Consider the following 13,085-nt stretch of genomic DNA (forward strand, 5'->3'; position numbering starts at 1 on the left):
CGTCCCAAGGGCGCCGGACCGGCGGCGTTGAAGACAGCAAAGCAGCAGAAGTAGAAGTAGAAGTAGAAGTAGAAGTAGAAGTAGATGCAGCAGTAGAAGCAGCGCAGCAAACGCGGCAACCCGCGCGGGCAAGCACGACGCAATGCAAGGGGCAGATTGGCCCGAGCGCTCGGCGCGGCCAGCCGCCTACTAAACGAACTCCAATACCACATCATGGCGACTACATCCGATCTATCCGCAGTACGGCCGCCTAGCCGTACCGGTGACATCCTGTTTGGTGGCCTGACGCGCGGCGCCGCCATCGTGACCTTGCTGCTGCTTGGCGGCATCATCGTGTCGCTCGCAATCAGCGCCTGGCCTTCCATCGAGGCCTTCGGCCTGCGCTTCCTGTGGACCGCAGAGTGGGATCCACCCGCGGACGTCTATGGCGCGCTGGTGCCGATCTACGGCACCATCGTCACCTCCCTGATCGCCCTGATCATCGCGGTGCCCATCAGCTTTGGCATCGCGCTGTTCCTGACCGAGCTGTCGCCGGCCTGGCTGCGCCGCCCGCTCGGCACCGCCATCGAATTGCTGGCCGCCGTACCCTCGATCGTCTACGGCATGTGGGGCCTGCTGGTGTTCTCGCCGATCTTCGGCGAGTACTTCCAGAAGCCGCTGGCCGCCACCGTGGGCCAGGTGCCGCTGATCGGCAAGCTGTTCCAGGGGGCGCCCCTGGGCATCGGCCTGCTGTGCGCCGGCGTGATCCTGGCGATCATGATCATTCCCTACATCGCGTCCGTGATGCGCGATGTGTTCGAAGTTACCCCGGTGTTGCTCAAGGAATCGGCCTATGGCATCGGCTGCACCACGTGGGAAGTGATGTGGCGCGTGGTGCTGCCCTTCACCCGTGCCGGCGTGATCGGCGGCGTGATGCTGGGCCTTGGCCGCGCGCTGGGCGAGACCATGGCGGTCACCTTCGTGATCGGCAATACCAACCTGCTGGACAACGCCTCGCTGTTCTCGCCGGGCAACAGCATCACGTCGGCGCTGGCCAATGAGTTCGCCGAAGCCGGCGCTGGCCTGCATACCGCTGCGCTGATGGAGCTTGGCCTGATCCTGTTCTTCATCACGTTCGTGGTCCTGGCGCTGTCCAAGATCCTGTTGCTCCGCTTGGCCAAGAGCGAGGGTGCAAAATGAACCAAGCCGCCATGTCCTCCTCCTCTACGTCGATTCCGGCAGTCAGTCCGGATGCGGATGCCACGCGCACGCGCCTGCAGGCACGGCGCCGCCGCACCAACTTCTATGCCCTGACCGCGTCGCTGGGCGCCATGGGGTTCGGCCTGTTCTGGCTGGCCTGGATCCTGTGGACCACCATTTCGCTGGGAGTGGGCGGCCTGTCGATGGACCTGTTCACGCAGATGACGCCGGCGCCGAATACCGCCGGCGGCGGCTTGGCCAATGCAATCTACGGCAGCTTCGTGATGGTGGGTTTCGCCACGCTGTGCGGAACGCCCTTGGGCATCCTGGCTGGTATCTACCTGGCCGAATACGGCAAAACGTCGCCGCTGGCCAGTTTCATCCGCTTTATCAACGACATCCTGCTGTCGGCGCCGTCGATTGTGATCGGCCTGTTCGTCTACGCGCTGGTGGTGACCCGCATGGGCCATTTCTCCGCTTGGGCCGGCATCTGCGCGCTGGCGTTGCTGCAGATTCCGATCGTGGTGCGCACGACCGAGAACATGCTGAACCTGGTCCCCAACGCGCTGCGCGAGGCCGCCTTTGCGCTCGGCACGCCCAAGTGGAAGATGGTGCTGTCGATCACGGTGAAGTCATCGTATGCAGGCATCGTCACCGGCGTGCTGCTGGCGGTTGCGCGTATCGCCGGCGAGACCGCGCCGCTGCTGTTCACGGCCTTGTCCAACCAGTTCTGGACCAGCGACCTGAACAAGCCGATGGCGAACCTGCCGGTGACCATCTTCCGCTTCGCCATGAGCCCATTCGTCGAGTGGCAGCAACTGGCCTGGGCCGGCGTGTTCCTGATTACCGTTGGTGTGCTGGCGCTCAATATCCTGGCGCGCATGCTGTTCAAGAAATGACCGGCAGCGCGATAGCCGCACGGCTTACCTCAAATTCTTTGCGAGAGACGAGCATGACCTCGACCGTCATCGACATTCCCGACACGACCCGCGCCAAGATCGACGTGCGCAACCTGAACTTCTACTACGGCCAGTTCCATGCGCTGAAGAACGTCAACATGTCGATTCCCGAGCGCAAGGTAACGGCCTTCATTGGTCCGTCCGGTTGCGGCAAGTCGACCCTGTTGCGCACCTTCAACAAGATGTACGCGCTCTATCCGGAGCAGCGTGCCGAGGGCGAGATCAACATGGATGGCGAGAACCTGCTGACGGCCAAGAAAGACATCGCTCTGCTGCGCGCCAAAGTTGGCATGGTGTTCCAGAAGCCCACGCCGTTCCCCATGTCGATCTATGACAATATCGCCTTTGGAGTGCGCCTGTTCGAGAAACTGTCACGCTCCGAGATGGATGACCGCGTGGAATGGGCACTGTCCAAGGCGGCGCTGTGGAACGAAGCCAAGGACAAGCTCAACCAGTCGGGCTACGGCCTGTCCGGCGGCCAGCAGCAGCGCCTGTGCATCGCGCGCGGCATCGCCATCCGGCCCGAAGTGCTGTTGCTGGATGAGCCGTGCTCCGCACTTGACCCGATCTCGACCGGCCGCATCGAAGAACTGATCGCGGAACTGAAGGACGAGTACACAGTGGTGATCGTGACCCACAACATGCAGCAAGCCGCGCGCTGCTCGGACTACACCGCGTATATGTACCTGGGTGAACTGATCGAGTTCGGCGAGACCGAGAAGATCTTCATCAAGCCGCATCGCAAGGAAACTGAAGACTACATCACCGGCCGTTTCGGCTGATTGAGCGTTACGCACATAGCGCATAGCATACGAATAGAGCGGCTAGGAGAACAACATGTCTGACAAGCATCTGTCGACCCAATTCGACGCCGACCTCAACGCCATCAGCACGAAACTGCTGCAGATGGGCGGTCTGGTCGAGTCGCAGATCGAGAACGCCATGCGGGCGCTTTCGGAGTTCGACGCGGGCCTGGCCGATCAGGTCATCGCGCGCGAGCACCACCTGAATGCCCTGGAACTCGAGATCGATGCCGATTGCGGCAACATCATCGCGCGCCGGCAACCGACCGCGCGCGACCTGCGCCTGGTGATGGCGATTTCCAAGACCATCACCAACCTGGAGCGCGCCGGCGACGAGGCGGAGAAAATCGCCAAGCGCACCAAGCACATCATGGAAGACGCCGGTGCCCACCAGATCAATTACTCCGAGGTGAAACTCTCGGGTGATCTGGCGATCGCGCTGCTGCGCCAGGCACTCGATGCCTTTGCGCGCCTGGACACCGTGGCTGCCGCCCGGATCGTCAAGGACGACAAGGCCATCGACGACGAATTCCGTGCGTTCGTGCGCAAGCTCATCACCTATATGATGGAAGACCCGCGCACGATCTCGGTCGCGCTGGATTTCCTCTTTATCGCCAAGGCGATCGAGCGCATTGGCGACCACGCCAAGAACATCGCTGAATTCATCATCTACATCGTCAAGGGAACCGACGTCCGCCACGCCTCGCGTGAGGACATGGAGCGCGAAGCGCTGAGTTAAGGCGCCACCGCGGAGAAAATTACATGCCAAGCAGCATTCTTGTTGTCGAAGACGAACCCGCGATTGCCGAGCTGATCGCGGTCAACCTGCAACACGCGGGACATTATCCGATCCGGGCCTATAACGCCGAGCAGGCGCTGTCGCTGATGAGCGACGTGCTGCCGGACCTGGTGCTGCTCGACTGGATGCTCCCGGGCAAGTCGGGAGCGACCTTCGCCAAGGAACTGCGCAATAACGACCGCACCAAGCAGATTCCGATCATCATGCTTACCGCGCGCAGCGAGGAGCAGGACAAGGTGCTGGGGCTCGAGGCCGGCGCGGACGACTACGTCACCAAGCCGTTCTCGCCCAAGGAACTGCTGGCCCGCATCAAGGCCGTGCTGCGCCGCCGCGCCCCGCAACTAACCGACGACGTCGTTGCGATCAATGGCCTGCGCCTTGACCCGGCCACGCATCGGGTCACCGGCCAGGATGAATCTGGCCTGATCAAGCTGGACCTGGGTCCTACCGAGTTCCGTCTGCTTCACTTTTTGATGACGCATCCGGAGCGCGTTCACAGCCGTTCGCAGTTGCTGGACCAGGTCTGGGGTGATCACGTATTCGTGGAAGAGCGGACCGTCGACGTGCATATCAAGCGCCTGCGCGCCGCGCTGACCCCCGGCGGCTACAGCAACATGATCGAGACGGTGCGCGGCAGCGGCTACCGCCTGGCTCGCGCGCCCAGCCACTGATCGGCAGGATTGCCACGCCGGTTCCGGCGTGGCGCCTGTTACAGCTTGCCTGTTTCGTGGCACACTCCACCGCATTCCATGCGGTCTTGCCGCCTGCCTGACCTTCTCACTTCTTCATGAACGTCATCTGGGCCCGTTCGGCGGCCATCCTGATTCTACTGGCCCTGGCTTCGGCGGGGCTGTACTTCTTCCTTGGCCCCGTGCCCGCGCTGGCCATGCTGTGCGTCGGGTTGCTGGGGCATCTGCTCTATTACATCTACCAGATCAACCGGCTCTGGAAAGTGCTGGATGCGCCAGCTTACGGCGAGATTCCCAGCGCGCTGGGGCTATGGGGCGAGGTGTATTACCGCCTGCATCGCCTGGTCAAGCGCTGGCGCACCCAGGTGTTGCAGGTCGAGCAGCAACATACCCGCTTTATCCAGGCTATCCAGGCGTCGCCCAATGGCGTTCTGATGCTGGATGATGCCGACCAGATCGAATGGTGCAACGATGTGGCCGAGCAGCATTTGGGCCTCAATGCGCGGCGCGACGTGCGCCAGCGCATCACCCACCTGATCCGGCGGCCGGAATTCGTCCAGTACCTGCACTTGCAGCGTTTCGATGAACCGCTGGTGATGCGCGACATGGGCGAGCACAAGCGCAGCGTGATCGCTGTGCAGATCCTGCCTTACGGCGAAAGCCGCAAGCTGGTGCTGACACACGACATCACCAAGCTGGAGAACACCGAGGCGATGCGCAGGGATTTCGTCGCCAACGTCTCCCACGAACTGAAGACGCCACTGACGGTGCTGACCGGCTTCCTGGAAACCGTGCGCGACCTGCCCGTGTCGGAGCAGGATCGCAACCGCTACCTCGACATGATGCTGGTGCAGTCCATGCGCATGCAGCACCTGGTCGAGGACTTGCTGGTGCTGGCCAAGCTGGAAAGCGACGAGCAGCCGCCGAGCCAGGACCGGATCGACTTGGCCGAGCTGGTTGCGCATCTCGTGCACGACGCCGAGGCGCTGTCCCAGGGCGGGCACCAGATCTCCGCGCAGATCGATCCGGCCGTCACGATCCGCGGTGCGGAGCGTGAACTGCTGTCGGCCTTCGGCAACCTGGTTTCCAATGCGGTGCGCTATACACCGGAGGGCGGGCGCATCAGCATCGCGCTGAGCTACGAGAATGAGCACGCCATTTTCTCGGTCACCGATACGGGCCTGGGCATTGCCGCCGACCATATCCCGCGCCTCACCGAGCGTTTCTACCGGGTCGACCGCAGCCGTTCGCGCGACACCGGTGGGACCGGCCTCGGGCTCGCCATTGTCAAGCATGTGCTGTCGCGCCACCATGCCGACCTGCGCATCACCAGCGAAGTGGGGCGCGGCAGCGTGTTCCGCGTGGTCTTCCCGGTTGATCGCAGCGGCTATATGCCTAGCGCCTTGCCGCGGCCAGGACAATCGCCGCAGAAGGCGGCCTGAGCGAGCCGCCCGCTCGCGGCGGCGTGCATGGCACGGCGCACGCGAGGCGCGCCGTGCCGACCTCACCACCCTCAGGCGCTGCCGAACAGGGCCAGCAGGTCGTTCTGGCTGACGTGCGGCTGCTTGGACTTGGTGTGCTTGCGGATGTAGCTGCCGTCGGACTGCATGATCCATGCGGAGGCATTGTCGTGCAGATGCACCCGCAGGCTCTCCTTGATGACCCGTGCCTTCAGTACTTTGTCCAGTACCGGGAATGCCACCTCGACGCGACGGAACAGGTTGCGGTCCATCCAGTCCGCGCTGGACAGGTAGACCACCTCCGTGCCGCCGGCCAGGAAGTAATAGACCCGGTGATGCTCGAGGAAGCGCCCGACGATGGAGCGCACCGTGATGTGCTCCGACAGGCCCGGCACCCCTGGGCGCAGCGCGCACACCCCACGGATGATCAGGTCGATCTTCACGCCAGCGCGCGATGCCTTGTACAGCTCTTCGATGATGGATGGTTCCAGCAGCGCATTCATCTTGGCCATGATGCGCGCGGGCTTGCCGGCACGGGCGTTGCGGGCCTCCGCGCGGATATGCTCCACCAGATTGCTCTGCATGGTGAACGGCGACTGCCACAGGTGATTCAGGCGGATGGTGCCCGCAGTGCCCGTTAGCAGCTGGAACACATGCTGGACGTCCTCGCAGATCTTCTCGTTGGCGGTGAGCAGGCCGAAATCGGTGTATAGCCGCGCGGTGCGCGGATGATAGTTCCCGGTGCCCAGGTGCGCGTAGCGGCGCAGCTTGAACTGCTTGCTCTTGGCGCCTTCCAGTTCGCGGCGCACCATCAGCAGCATCTTGGCATGGCACTTGTGGCCAACCACGCCATAGACCACATGCGCGCCGGCGGATTCGAGCCGCTCGGCCCAGTTGATGTTGGTTTCCTCGTCAAAGCGCGCCAGCAGTTCCACCACCACCGTGACTTCCTTGCCATTGCGCGCCGCGGTCATCAACGCCTCCATCACCGGCGACTCGTTGCCGGTGCGGTAGACGGTCTGCTTGATGGCTACCACGGCAGGGTCGACGGCGGCCTGCTGCAGCAAGTCGAGCACCGAACTGAAGCTCTCGTAGGGATGGTGCAGCAACACGTCCTGCTGGCGGATCGCGTCGAACATCGAAGCGCCGGGCGCAAACACCTTGACCGGCGCCGGCACGTGCGGCGGGTACTTGAGGGCGGGGCGGTCGACCAGGTCGGGGATCTGCATCAGCCGCACCAGGTTGACCGGGCCGCTCACGCGGTACACGTCCTGCTCGCCCAGGCCGGATTCGAGCAGCAGGCGGCGCGCCATGGCCGGCGGGGTATCGGACGAGATTTCCAGGCGCACGGTGTCGCCAAAGTGGCGGGTCGGCAGCTCACCTTGCAGTGCCTCGCGCAGGTCCGTGATATCGTCCTCCGACACGAACAGGTCAGAGTTGCGGGTGACGCGGAACTGATAGCAGCCGTTGACCTTGATAGCGGGGAACAGCTCATGCACGAAGGCTTGCATGAAGGACGACAGCAGCACAAATCCGTAGGGATAGCCCGAGAGTTCCTCAGGCATCCTGACTACGCGCGGCAGCGCGCGGGGCGCCTGCACGATGGCCAGGTCGGCCTCCCGGCCGAAGGCATCCTTGCCCGATAATTCAATGACGAAATTCAGGCTCTTGTTGAGCACCCGCGGGAAGGGGTGGGCCGGGTCTAGCGCGATCGGCGTCAGGACCGGGCCGAGTTCGCGTGTGAAGAAGCTGCGAGCCCATTCGCGCTGCGCCTCGTTCCAGGTGGAGGCGAGGTGAAAGAACACCCCTTCTTTCTCCAACAGGGGGAAAATCACGTTTTGCAGCATGTCATACTGCATGGTCACCAGCTTTTGCACGCGCTCCGTGACAATCTGGTATGCCTGCTGCAAGGAAAGGCCGTCGGGTGTGATGCCGGAAGGATTGTCACGCATCTGCTCCTTCAAGCCGGCCATGCGGATCTCGAAGAACTCGTCCAGATTACTTGAAACAATACAGATGAATTTCAGACGTTCGAGCAGTGGCACGCTGGCGTCAGCTGCCTGTGCCATGACTCTCGTATTGAATTCCAGAATGCCCATTTCGCGGTTGAGCAGCGTGCCGGGTGGGCTTGTCGACATAGGCATGACCTTCTTTTGGTAATGCGGCGACTTTTTCATAGAATCATGTCAAATTGATGACAATGTGATTTTGTCACGATGCAGACATGATAAAGACATATTTTCTACGGTTGGGCGAACCTGACTGCCCGACACCGTTATTTATGCCGCGGCTTGCGGCTTTTACCCACATTCCCCTACCGCGATGAACCAAACCCCTCGCTTGCTGGCCGCCGTCGACATGGGCTCAAACAGCTTCCGCCTGATGATCGGGCGGGTGGATGAGAGCTTGACCGCATCCGGGCCGGCCAGCCAGCTATTCCAGGTCGATGCGCTGCGCGAGCCGGTGCGACTGGCCGCGGGCCTGACGCCGGACAAGTACCTGGACCAGCCTGCCCGCCGGCGTGGCATCGACGCCTTGCGGCGTTTCGGCGACCGACTGCGCGATTTCTCCCCTGACCAGGTGCGGGCGGTGGCAACCAATACGCTGCGGGTAGCCAAGAACGCGTCGGAATTCCTGATCGAGGCCGAACACGCGCTTGGATTCCCGATTGAGGTGATTGCCGGGCGCGAAGAAGCGCGGTTGATTTACCTGGGCGCCTCGCACGATGCACCGGCCTGTGCGGGCAACCGGCTGGTGGTCGATATCGGTGGCGGCTCGACCGAGTTCATCATCGGCAGCGGCTACACGTCCAAGCTGATGGAGAGCCTCTATATCGGCTGCGTCTCGCACAGCCGCCAGTTCTTCCCCAGCGGCAATGTCGATGACTACGCGATGAAGCAGGCGGAACTGGCCGCGCGCAGGGAGATCCAGGTGCTCGTGCGCCAGTACCGGGCGGCCGGCTGGCAGCAGGCGGTGGGTTCGTCGGGTACGGCGCGCGCGCTGGCCGAACTGATCGAGCTCAACGGCATGAACGACAACCCGGCCGAGCACGGCATCACCCGCGAAGGGCTGGAGCGCCTCAAGCGCGCGCTGGTCAAGGCCGAGAACGCCAACCGCGTCAAGCTGGTGGGCCTGAAGGCGGACCGTATCCCCGTGCTGCCAGGTGGTCTGTCGATCATGCTCGGCGTGTTCGCCGAGCTCGACATCGATCGCATGGACGTCACCGATGGCGCGCTGCGCCTGGGCGTGCTGTACGACCTGCTGGGCCGCACGCACCACGAGGACATGCGTACCATCACCGTGGATCAGTTCATGCGCCGCTATGGCGTCGACCGCGCGCAAGCCCAGCGCGTGCGCCAGGCGGCGCTGGGTTTGCTGGCGCAGTTTCCCGAGCCGCGCAATGAGCGCCGCGACGACAATCTGGCACTGTTGGGCTGGGCCGGCGGGCTGCATGAGATCGGCATGACCATCTCGCACAGCGGCTACCACAAGCACTCGGCGTACATCGCTACGCACGCCGATATGCCGGGCTTCTCGAAGACCGACCAGGCACGGCTGGCAACGCTGCTGCTCGGGCATGCCGGCAAGCTGGGCAAGCTTTCCGGCAGCGGCAAGTTTCTGGACTGGCGGATGCTCTTCAGCCTGCGCCTGGCGTTCGTGCTGTGCCGGCGCCGTGCCGACGAGCCGCTGCCCGAGATCACCGTGGGCCAGCGTTCGGATGCGCTGGACGAAGGTTTCGAGGTGCGCTTGCCCAAGGCCTGGATCGAGGCCAACCCGCTGGTCGAATACAGCCTTGCGCAAGAAGCCGATGAGTGGGAGCGCATCGGCAAGCGCTACAAGGTGGTGTACGCCTGAGCCAAGCGCGGGGGCGGCCAGATGGCGGCCCCCGCTTCGATCAGCAGGCCAGGCAAATGCGGGCGGCGAGCGCCCGCACAGGCTCAGGCGTCGCGGTTCAGCCCAAGGAAGTGGCGCGCATAGCGGGGGTTCATGTCGTTGACGCGCAGCAGCGTGAGGAAGTCCGCCACGTTGAAGTCGGGATCCCACGCCGGCATGCCGCAAATTCGCGCGCCTAGCCGCAGGTAACCCTTGATCAGCGCCGGCGGCTCTACGTCCAGCGTCTGATTGAGTTCGTCGATCGGCAGAGGCAGGCGCGGGAACGCGTGATATTCGATCGGCGCCAGGGCGCGCTCGGCGAATACCCGGTACAGGCTGGCCGCATAGTGGCCGCCATCGCTCATCGGCACGCTGGCGCATCCCAGCATCGACTCGATGCCCCAGCGCTGCAGGTACTCGCCCAGGCCACCCCACAGCGCCATGATCACGCTGCCCGAGCGGTAGTCGCGGTGCACGCACGAGCGGCCCAGTTCCACCATCTTGGGCTTCAGGTGAGCCAGGCGCACCAAGTCGAATTCCGACTCGGCATAGAGGCAGCCAATGCGCTTGGCCTGGTGGGGCGCCATGACGCGGTAGGTGCCGACCACCTTGAGCGTGGCCGTATCGCGCACGATCAGGTGGTCGCAATAGGCGTCGAACATATCCACGTCGAGTTCAGGCCTCGACGGGTTCAGCCTTGCGCCCATTTCTTCGGCGAAGACCTTGTAGCGCAGGCGCTGCGCTTCTTCTACTTCATCCTGGTGGCGCGCCCACGCCACGCTGAAAGCAGGCTGGTCATGCGCTTGTTCATGTGCTTGTGCAGGTTGCTGGCGATGAAGACGCCTCCGCGCCGAATGGCCTGACAGGCCACTGGGCAGGGAATCGAACAACGGCTGGGTGGGCGTCGGGAGCTCTCGCATCAGTATGTCCTTTCGGTGACGAAACTGTTGCGGTCGAATGTAGAGATGGCAGGTGACAGTGCCGTGAAGCAGTCGTGACGGTTCGGTGACGGCAGCCCGGAAAGCCAAGCCGCGCCGTTGCGGGGTGCCAAAAAATGCTAGAGAAATTCCGGATTGATGACAGCGCGCAACACGACCTGCGATTCACTTTCGCGCGTGCGCCCCGACAGCCACCAGATGCCGCTCTTGCGCACGCTCCAGTTCATTTCCGAGCCTGCCAGCAGCAGGCTGGCAAGTTGGCCAAGCCAAGGCTGGTGCCCGACCAGCACGGTGTGCTCGGCGCCTTGGGGCCAGTCGACCGCGGCCAGCACCGCGCTGACATCGGCACCCGGGGCAAGCTCGGGCAACACCTCTGCGTTCTCGCGCAGGGCCGCGGCGGTTTCGCGCGTACGCAGGGCCGGGCTGCAGACCACCCGCGTACCGGGAGGCAGATGGCTGCGCAACCATGCGGCGGAGGCATCCGCCTGCTTATGTCCGCGTTTGGTCAGGGCGCGTTGCAGGTCGGCATTGCGGGAAAAGCCAAGCGCGCCAGACAACTCCTCGGCTTCGGCATGACGCCACAGGATCAGGTTCATGAGAGCGGTGTGCTCAAGCTAAAGGGGAAAAGGGAAGGGGGGAAACGGGAAATGGATATGTCGAGTATGGCCACGCGCGCAGGTGCGTGCAAGACGGGCAAACACCGGGCGGGAACGCAGCATGGCACTGCCAAATGACACGCATGTGGCGAGCCATACATGGCGGAAGCTGCGGCAGCCTGGGGTGAAGCGATTGGGGTGCGATGGCCGGCAAGCCATCGGCATCGACCAGTGCTCCAGGCCTGAGGCGTCAGGATGGAATAGCCATCATGATTGTTTCACTGGAGCCGCGTATGCACGATGCGCGCAGGTGGCAATGGCCAGATGTTTCCCAGGGCGGGACCGCCGCGATGCGGTGCCCTGGAATGCGGTCTGGCGCAACGCTCGCCGGGGGGGGCGAGTGTGGAAGACGATCAGACTTTGTGGCGGAAGTTGATGCGGCCCTTGGTCAGATCGTAGGGCGACATTTCCAGCGTCACGCGGTCACCAGCCAGAATGCGGATGCGGTGCTTCTGCATCTTGCCCGAGGCATAGGCCCAGATTTCCACGCCGTTTTCCAGCGTCACGCGGTAACGATTGTCCGGCAGGGCTTCCGAGACAACACCGCCAAATTCGATAAGTTCTTCCTTAGCCAATCTTCTTCCTTTGCGGCAGCCTTGGGCTGCATGAATTTAGGTAAATCCGGTGAGGCGAGCGCCGGCATGCCGGCATGCCTGCATGCTCGCGAGGTCCGGGTGCCAGCAGTGACAAGCGCCGGCTTGCTTGGTTGCGCCTTGAAGTTGCGGGAGGCAAGCTGACCCGGACCGGCACGGCAAAAAAGCGCGTGCAAAAAGTCCACGTTAGGGAATCGCCAGGGGGCGCGTCAGTGCCCGGCCGATTGCCTTGCCGGTTGCGGCCCAAGCCAATGCGGCCGTGCTACCGTGATAGGCGCGGGGGCAATGAAGCGGGCAAGATGTTCCCGGTGGCTTGCCGAACCGCGCTGGATACTGCGCTGCAGTGTGATGGCTGCATTTCTCGGCAAGAGCGCCCGGTTACAGGGCATGCTGCATAAACCCCGGGCTAACGCGCGATTATATCATGGGTGTGCAGTTGAGGCGTGGCGCGCGCTCGGTCGCCTTACCCGGATATGGCCGCGAAAACAAGAGAAAAAGCCCGCCGCCGGGTGGGGTGCGGGCTTGAAAGTGGTGCGGGCGGCTCGCGGCCCCGCCCGCTGCCAGTGTCTGTGTTTCAAGCCCGCAGGGGATCCCATATTCATGGCATTGCCATTGGGTTGCGGTGCAGTGAGGTGGGCGCCCGGCGCAGTGGCCGGCACTGGCCCGGACAAATTCAGGTGACAAAAAAAGGCTTAGACCTTACGGTCTAAGCCTTTGATCTTATTGCTAAATACTGGTCGGGGCGACATGATTCGAACATGCGACCCTCTGATCCCAAATCAGATGCGCTACCAGGCTGCGCTACGCCCCGAAGCCGTGGATTGTAGCCTGGCGGCGGGGCCGGGGTCAAATTTTACTTTTGCATCGGCCAAGCGAGGCGCCGCCCGATGTGGGGGGCGCCTCAGCATTTGATGGATAAAAGGTTCGCTTGACTTGGTCGCAAGCGCTGACATAATCCGCACACCGCAGCGGCCAGGCCCCGCGCCCGGTCAGGCGCGGCAATCCGTGCCGCTTGCGGGACTGGCGCCGAACATGAGAATAAGAGTGCCCTCGCCACGATCGCGAGGCCCAGCCCCTGTCCGCCGGGGTGCATGAAGACGGTCAGATGCTTAAAAAGAAAGAATGGCGAAAACCTC

11 protein-coding genes and 1 tRNA gene are annotated in these 13,085 nt (G+C 63.2%); 7 read left to right on the top strand and 5 right to left on the bottom strand.

What is annotated here, in order from left to right; translation table 11 throughout:
* Positions 1–213: 213 nt before the first annotated feature.
* From pstC to phoR, 6 genes are all read left to right on the top strand, one after another.
* Complete coding sequence (pstC, locus tag AC1RWI_RS04860) at positions 214–1,179, top strand: phosphate ABC transporter permease PstC (protein ID WP_043347594.1); 966 nt, start codon at positions 214–216, stop codon at positions 1,177–1,179.
* Positions 1,180–1,190: 11 nt separating this feature from the next.
* Complete coding sequence (pstA, locus tag AC1RWI_RS04865) at positions 1,191–2,078, top strand: phosphate ABC transporter permease PstA (RefSeq protein WP_419188858.1); 888 nt, start codon at positions 1,191–1,193, stop codon at positions 2,076–2,078.
* Between the two features lie 53 nt (positions 2,079–2,131).
* Positions 2,132–2,920 (top strand): phosphate ABC transporter ATP-binding protein PstB, encoded by a 789-nt coding sequence (gene pstB, locus AC1RWI_RS04870; RefSeq protein ID WP_043347586.1) that lies wholly within the window; start codon positions 2,132–2,134, stop codon positions 2,918–2,920.
* A gap of 55 nt (positions 2,921–2,975) precedes the next feature.
* Positions 2,976–3,680: a phosphate signaling complex protein PhoU gene (phoU, locus tag AC1RWI_RS04875; RefSeq protein ID WP_441636912.1), complete on the top strand. Its 705-nt coding sequence runs from the start codon at positions 2,976–2,978 to the stop codon at positions 3,678–3,680.
* Positions 3,681–3,703: 23 nt separating this feature from the next.
* Entirely contained in the window at positions 3,704–4,411 is a 708-nt protein-coding gene (gene phoB, locus AC1RWI_RS04880) for a phosphate regulon transcriptional regulator PhoB (RefSeq protein ID WP_043347578.1), read from the top strand.
* A 116-nt stretch (positions 4,412–4,527) separates the two neighbouring features.
* Entirely contained in the window at positions 4,528–5,871 is a 1,344-nt protein-coding gene (gene phoR, locus AC1RWI_RS04885) for a phosphate regulon sensor histidine kinase PhoR (protein ID WP_043347574.1), read from the top strand.
* A gap of 71 nt (positions 5,872–5,942) precedes the next feature.
* On the opposite strand, the gene ppk1 is transcribed toward phoR, so the two are convergent.
* Positions 5,943–8,066, bottom strand: a complete 2,124-nt coding sequence (gene ppk1 / locus AC1RWI_RS04890; RefSeq protein ID WP_492864861.1) for a polyphosphate kinase 1 — start codon at positions 8,064–8,066, stop codon at positions 5,943–5,945.
* Between the two features lie 145 nt (positions 8,067–8,211).
* Between ppk1 and ppx the strand changes: the two genes are divergently transcribed.
* The gene (gene ppx / locus AC1RWI_RS04895) at positions 8,212–9,744 is read left to right on the top strand and encodes an exopolyphosphatase (RefSeq protein ID WP_043347570.1); all 1,533 of its coding nucleotides are present in this window, start codon (positions 8,212–8,214) and stop codon (positions 9,742–9,744) included.
* An 83-nt stretch (positions 9,745–9,827) separates the two neighbouring features.
* Here the strand turns inward: ppx and AC1RWI_RS04900 are convergent, their stop codons facing one another.
* The 4 genes from AC1RWI_RS04900 to AC1RWI_RS04915 form a co-directional block, all read right to left on the bottom strand.
* On the bottom strand, positions 9,828–10,682 hold the full coding sequence (locus tag AC1RWI_RS04900) for a GNAT family N-acetyltransferase (RefSeq protein ID WP_082054896.1): 855 nt from the start codon (positions 10,680–10,682) through the stop codon (positions 9,828–9,830).
* A 137-nt stretch (positions 10,683–10,819) separates the two neighbouring features.
* On the bottom strand, positions 10,820–11,296 hold the full coding sequence (locus AC1RWI_RS04905) for a SixA phosphatase family protein (protein ID WP_043347564.1): 477 nt from the start codon (positions 11,294–11,296) through the stop codon (positions 10,820–10,822).
* A 413-nt stretch (positions 11,297–11,709) separates the two neighbouring features.
* Positions 11,710–11,931, bottom strand: a complete 222-nt coding sequence (gene infA / locus AC1RWI_RS04910; RefSeq protein ID WP_006157708.1) for a translation initiation factor IF-1 — start codon at positions 11,929–11,931, stop codon at positions 11,710–11,712.
* Between the two features lie 752 nt (positions 11,932–12,683).
* Positions 12,684–12,760: transfer RNA gene (locus AC1RWI_RS04915), tRNA-Pro, on the bottom strand.
* Positions 12,761–13,085 lie beyond the last annotated feature (325 nt).

The organism is Cupriavidus sp. MPR-AND1C (genome assembly GCF_058809705.1).

Coding starts and splice junctions, on each gene's coding strand:
- pstC (WP_043347594.1), top strand. CDS start 214: ATGGCGACTACATCCGATCTATCCGCAGTACGGCCGCCTAGCCGTACC.
- pstA (WP_419188858.1), top strand. CDS start 1,191: ATGTCCTCCTCCTCTACGTCGATTCCGGCAGTCAGTCCGGATGCGGAT.
- pstB (WP_043347586.1), top strand. CDS start 2,132: ATGACCTCGACCGTCATCGACATTCCCGACACGACCCGCGCCAAGATC.
- phoU (WP_441636912.1), top strand. CDS start 2,976: ATGTCTGACAAGCATCTGTCGACCCAATTCGACGCCGACCTCAACGCC.
- phoB (WP_043347578.1), top strand. CDS start 3,704: ATGCCAAGCAGCATTCTTGTTGTCGAAGACGAACCCGCGATTGCCGAG.
- phoR (WP_043347574.1), top strand. CDS start 4,528: ATGAACGTCATCTGGGCCCGTTCGGCGGCCATCCTGATTCTACTGGCC.
- ppk1 (WP_492864861.1), bottom strand. CDS start 8,066: ATGAAAAAGTCGCCGCATTACCAAAAGAAGGTCATGCCTATGTCGACA.
- ppx (WP_043347570.1), top strand. CDS start 8,212: ATGAACCAAACCCCTCGCTTGCTGGCCGCCGTCGACATGGGCTCAAAC.
- AC1RWI_RS04900 (WP_082054896.1), bottom strand. CDS start 10,682: ATGCGAGAGCTCCCGACGCCCACCCAGCCGTTGTTCGATTCCCTGCCC.
- AC1RWI_RS04905 (WP_043347564.1), bottom strand. CDS start 11,296: ATGAACCTGATCCTGTGGCGTCATGCCGAAGCCGAGGAGTTGTCTGGC.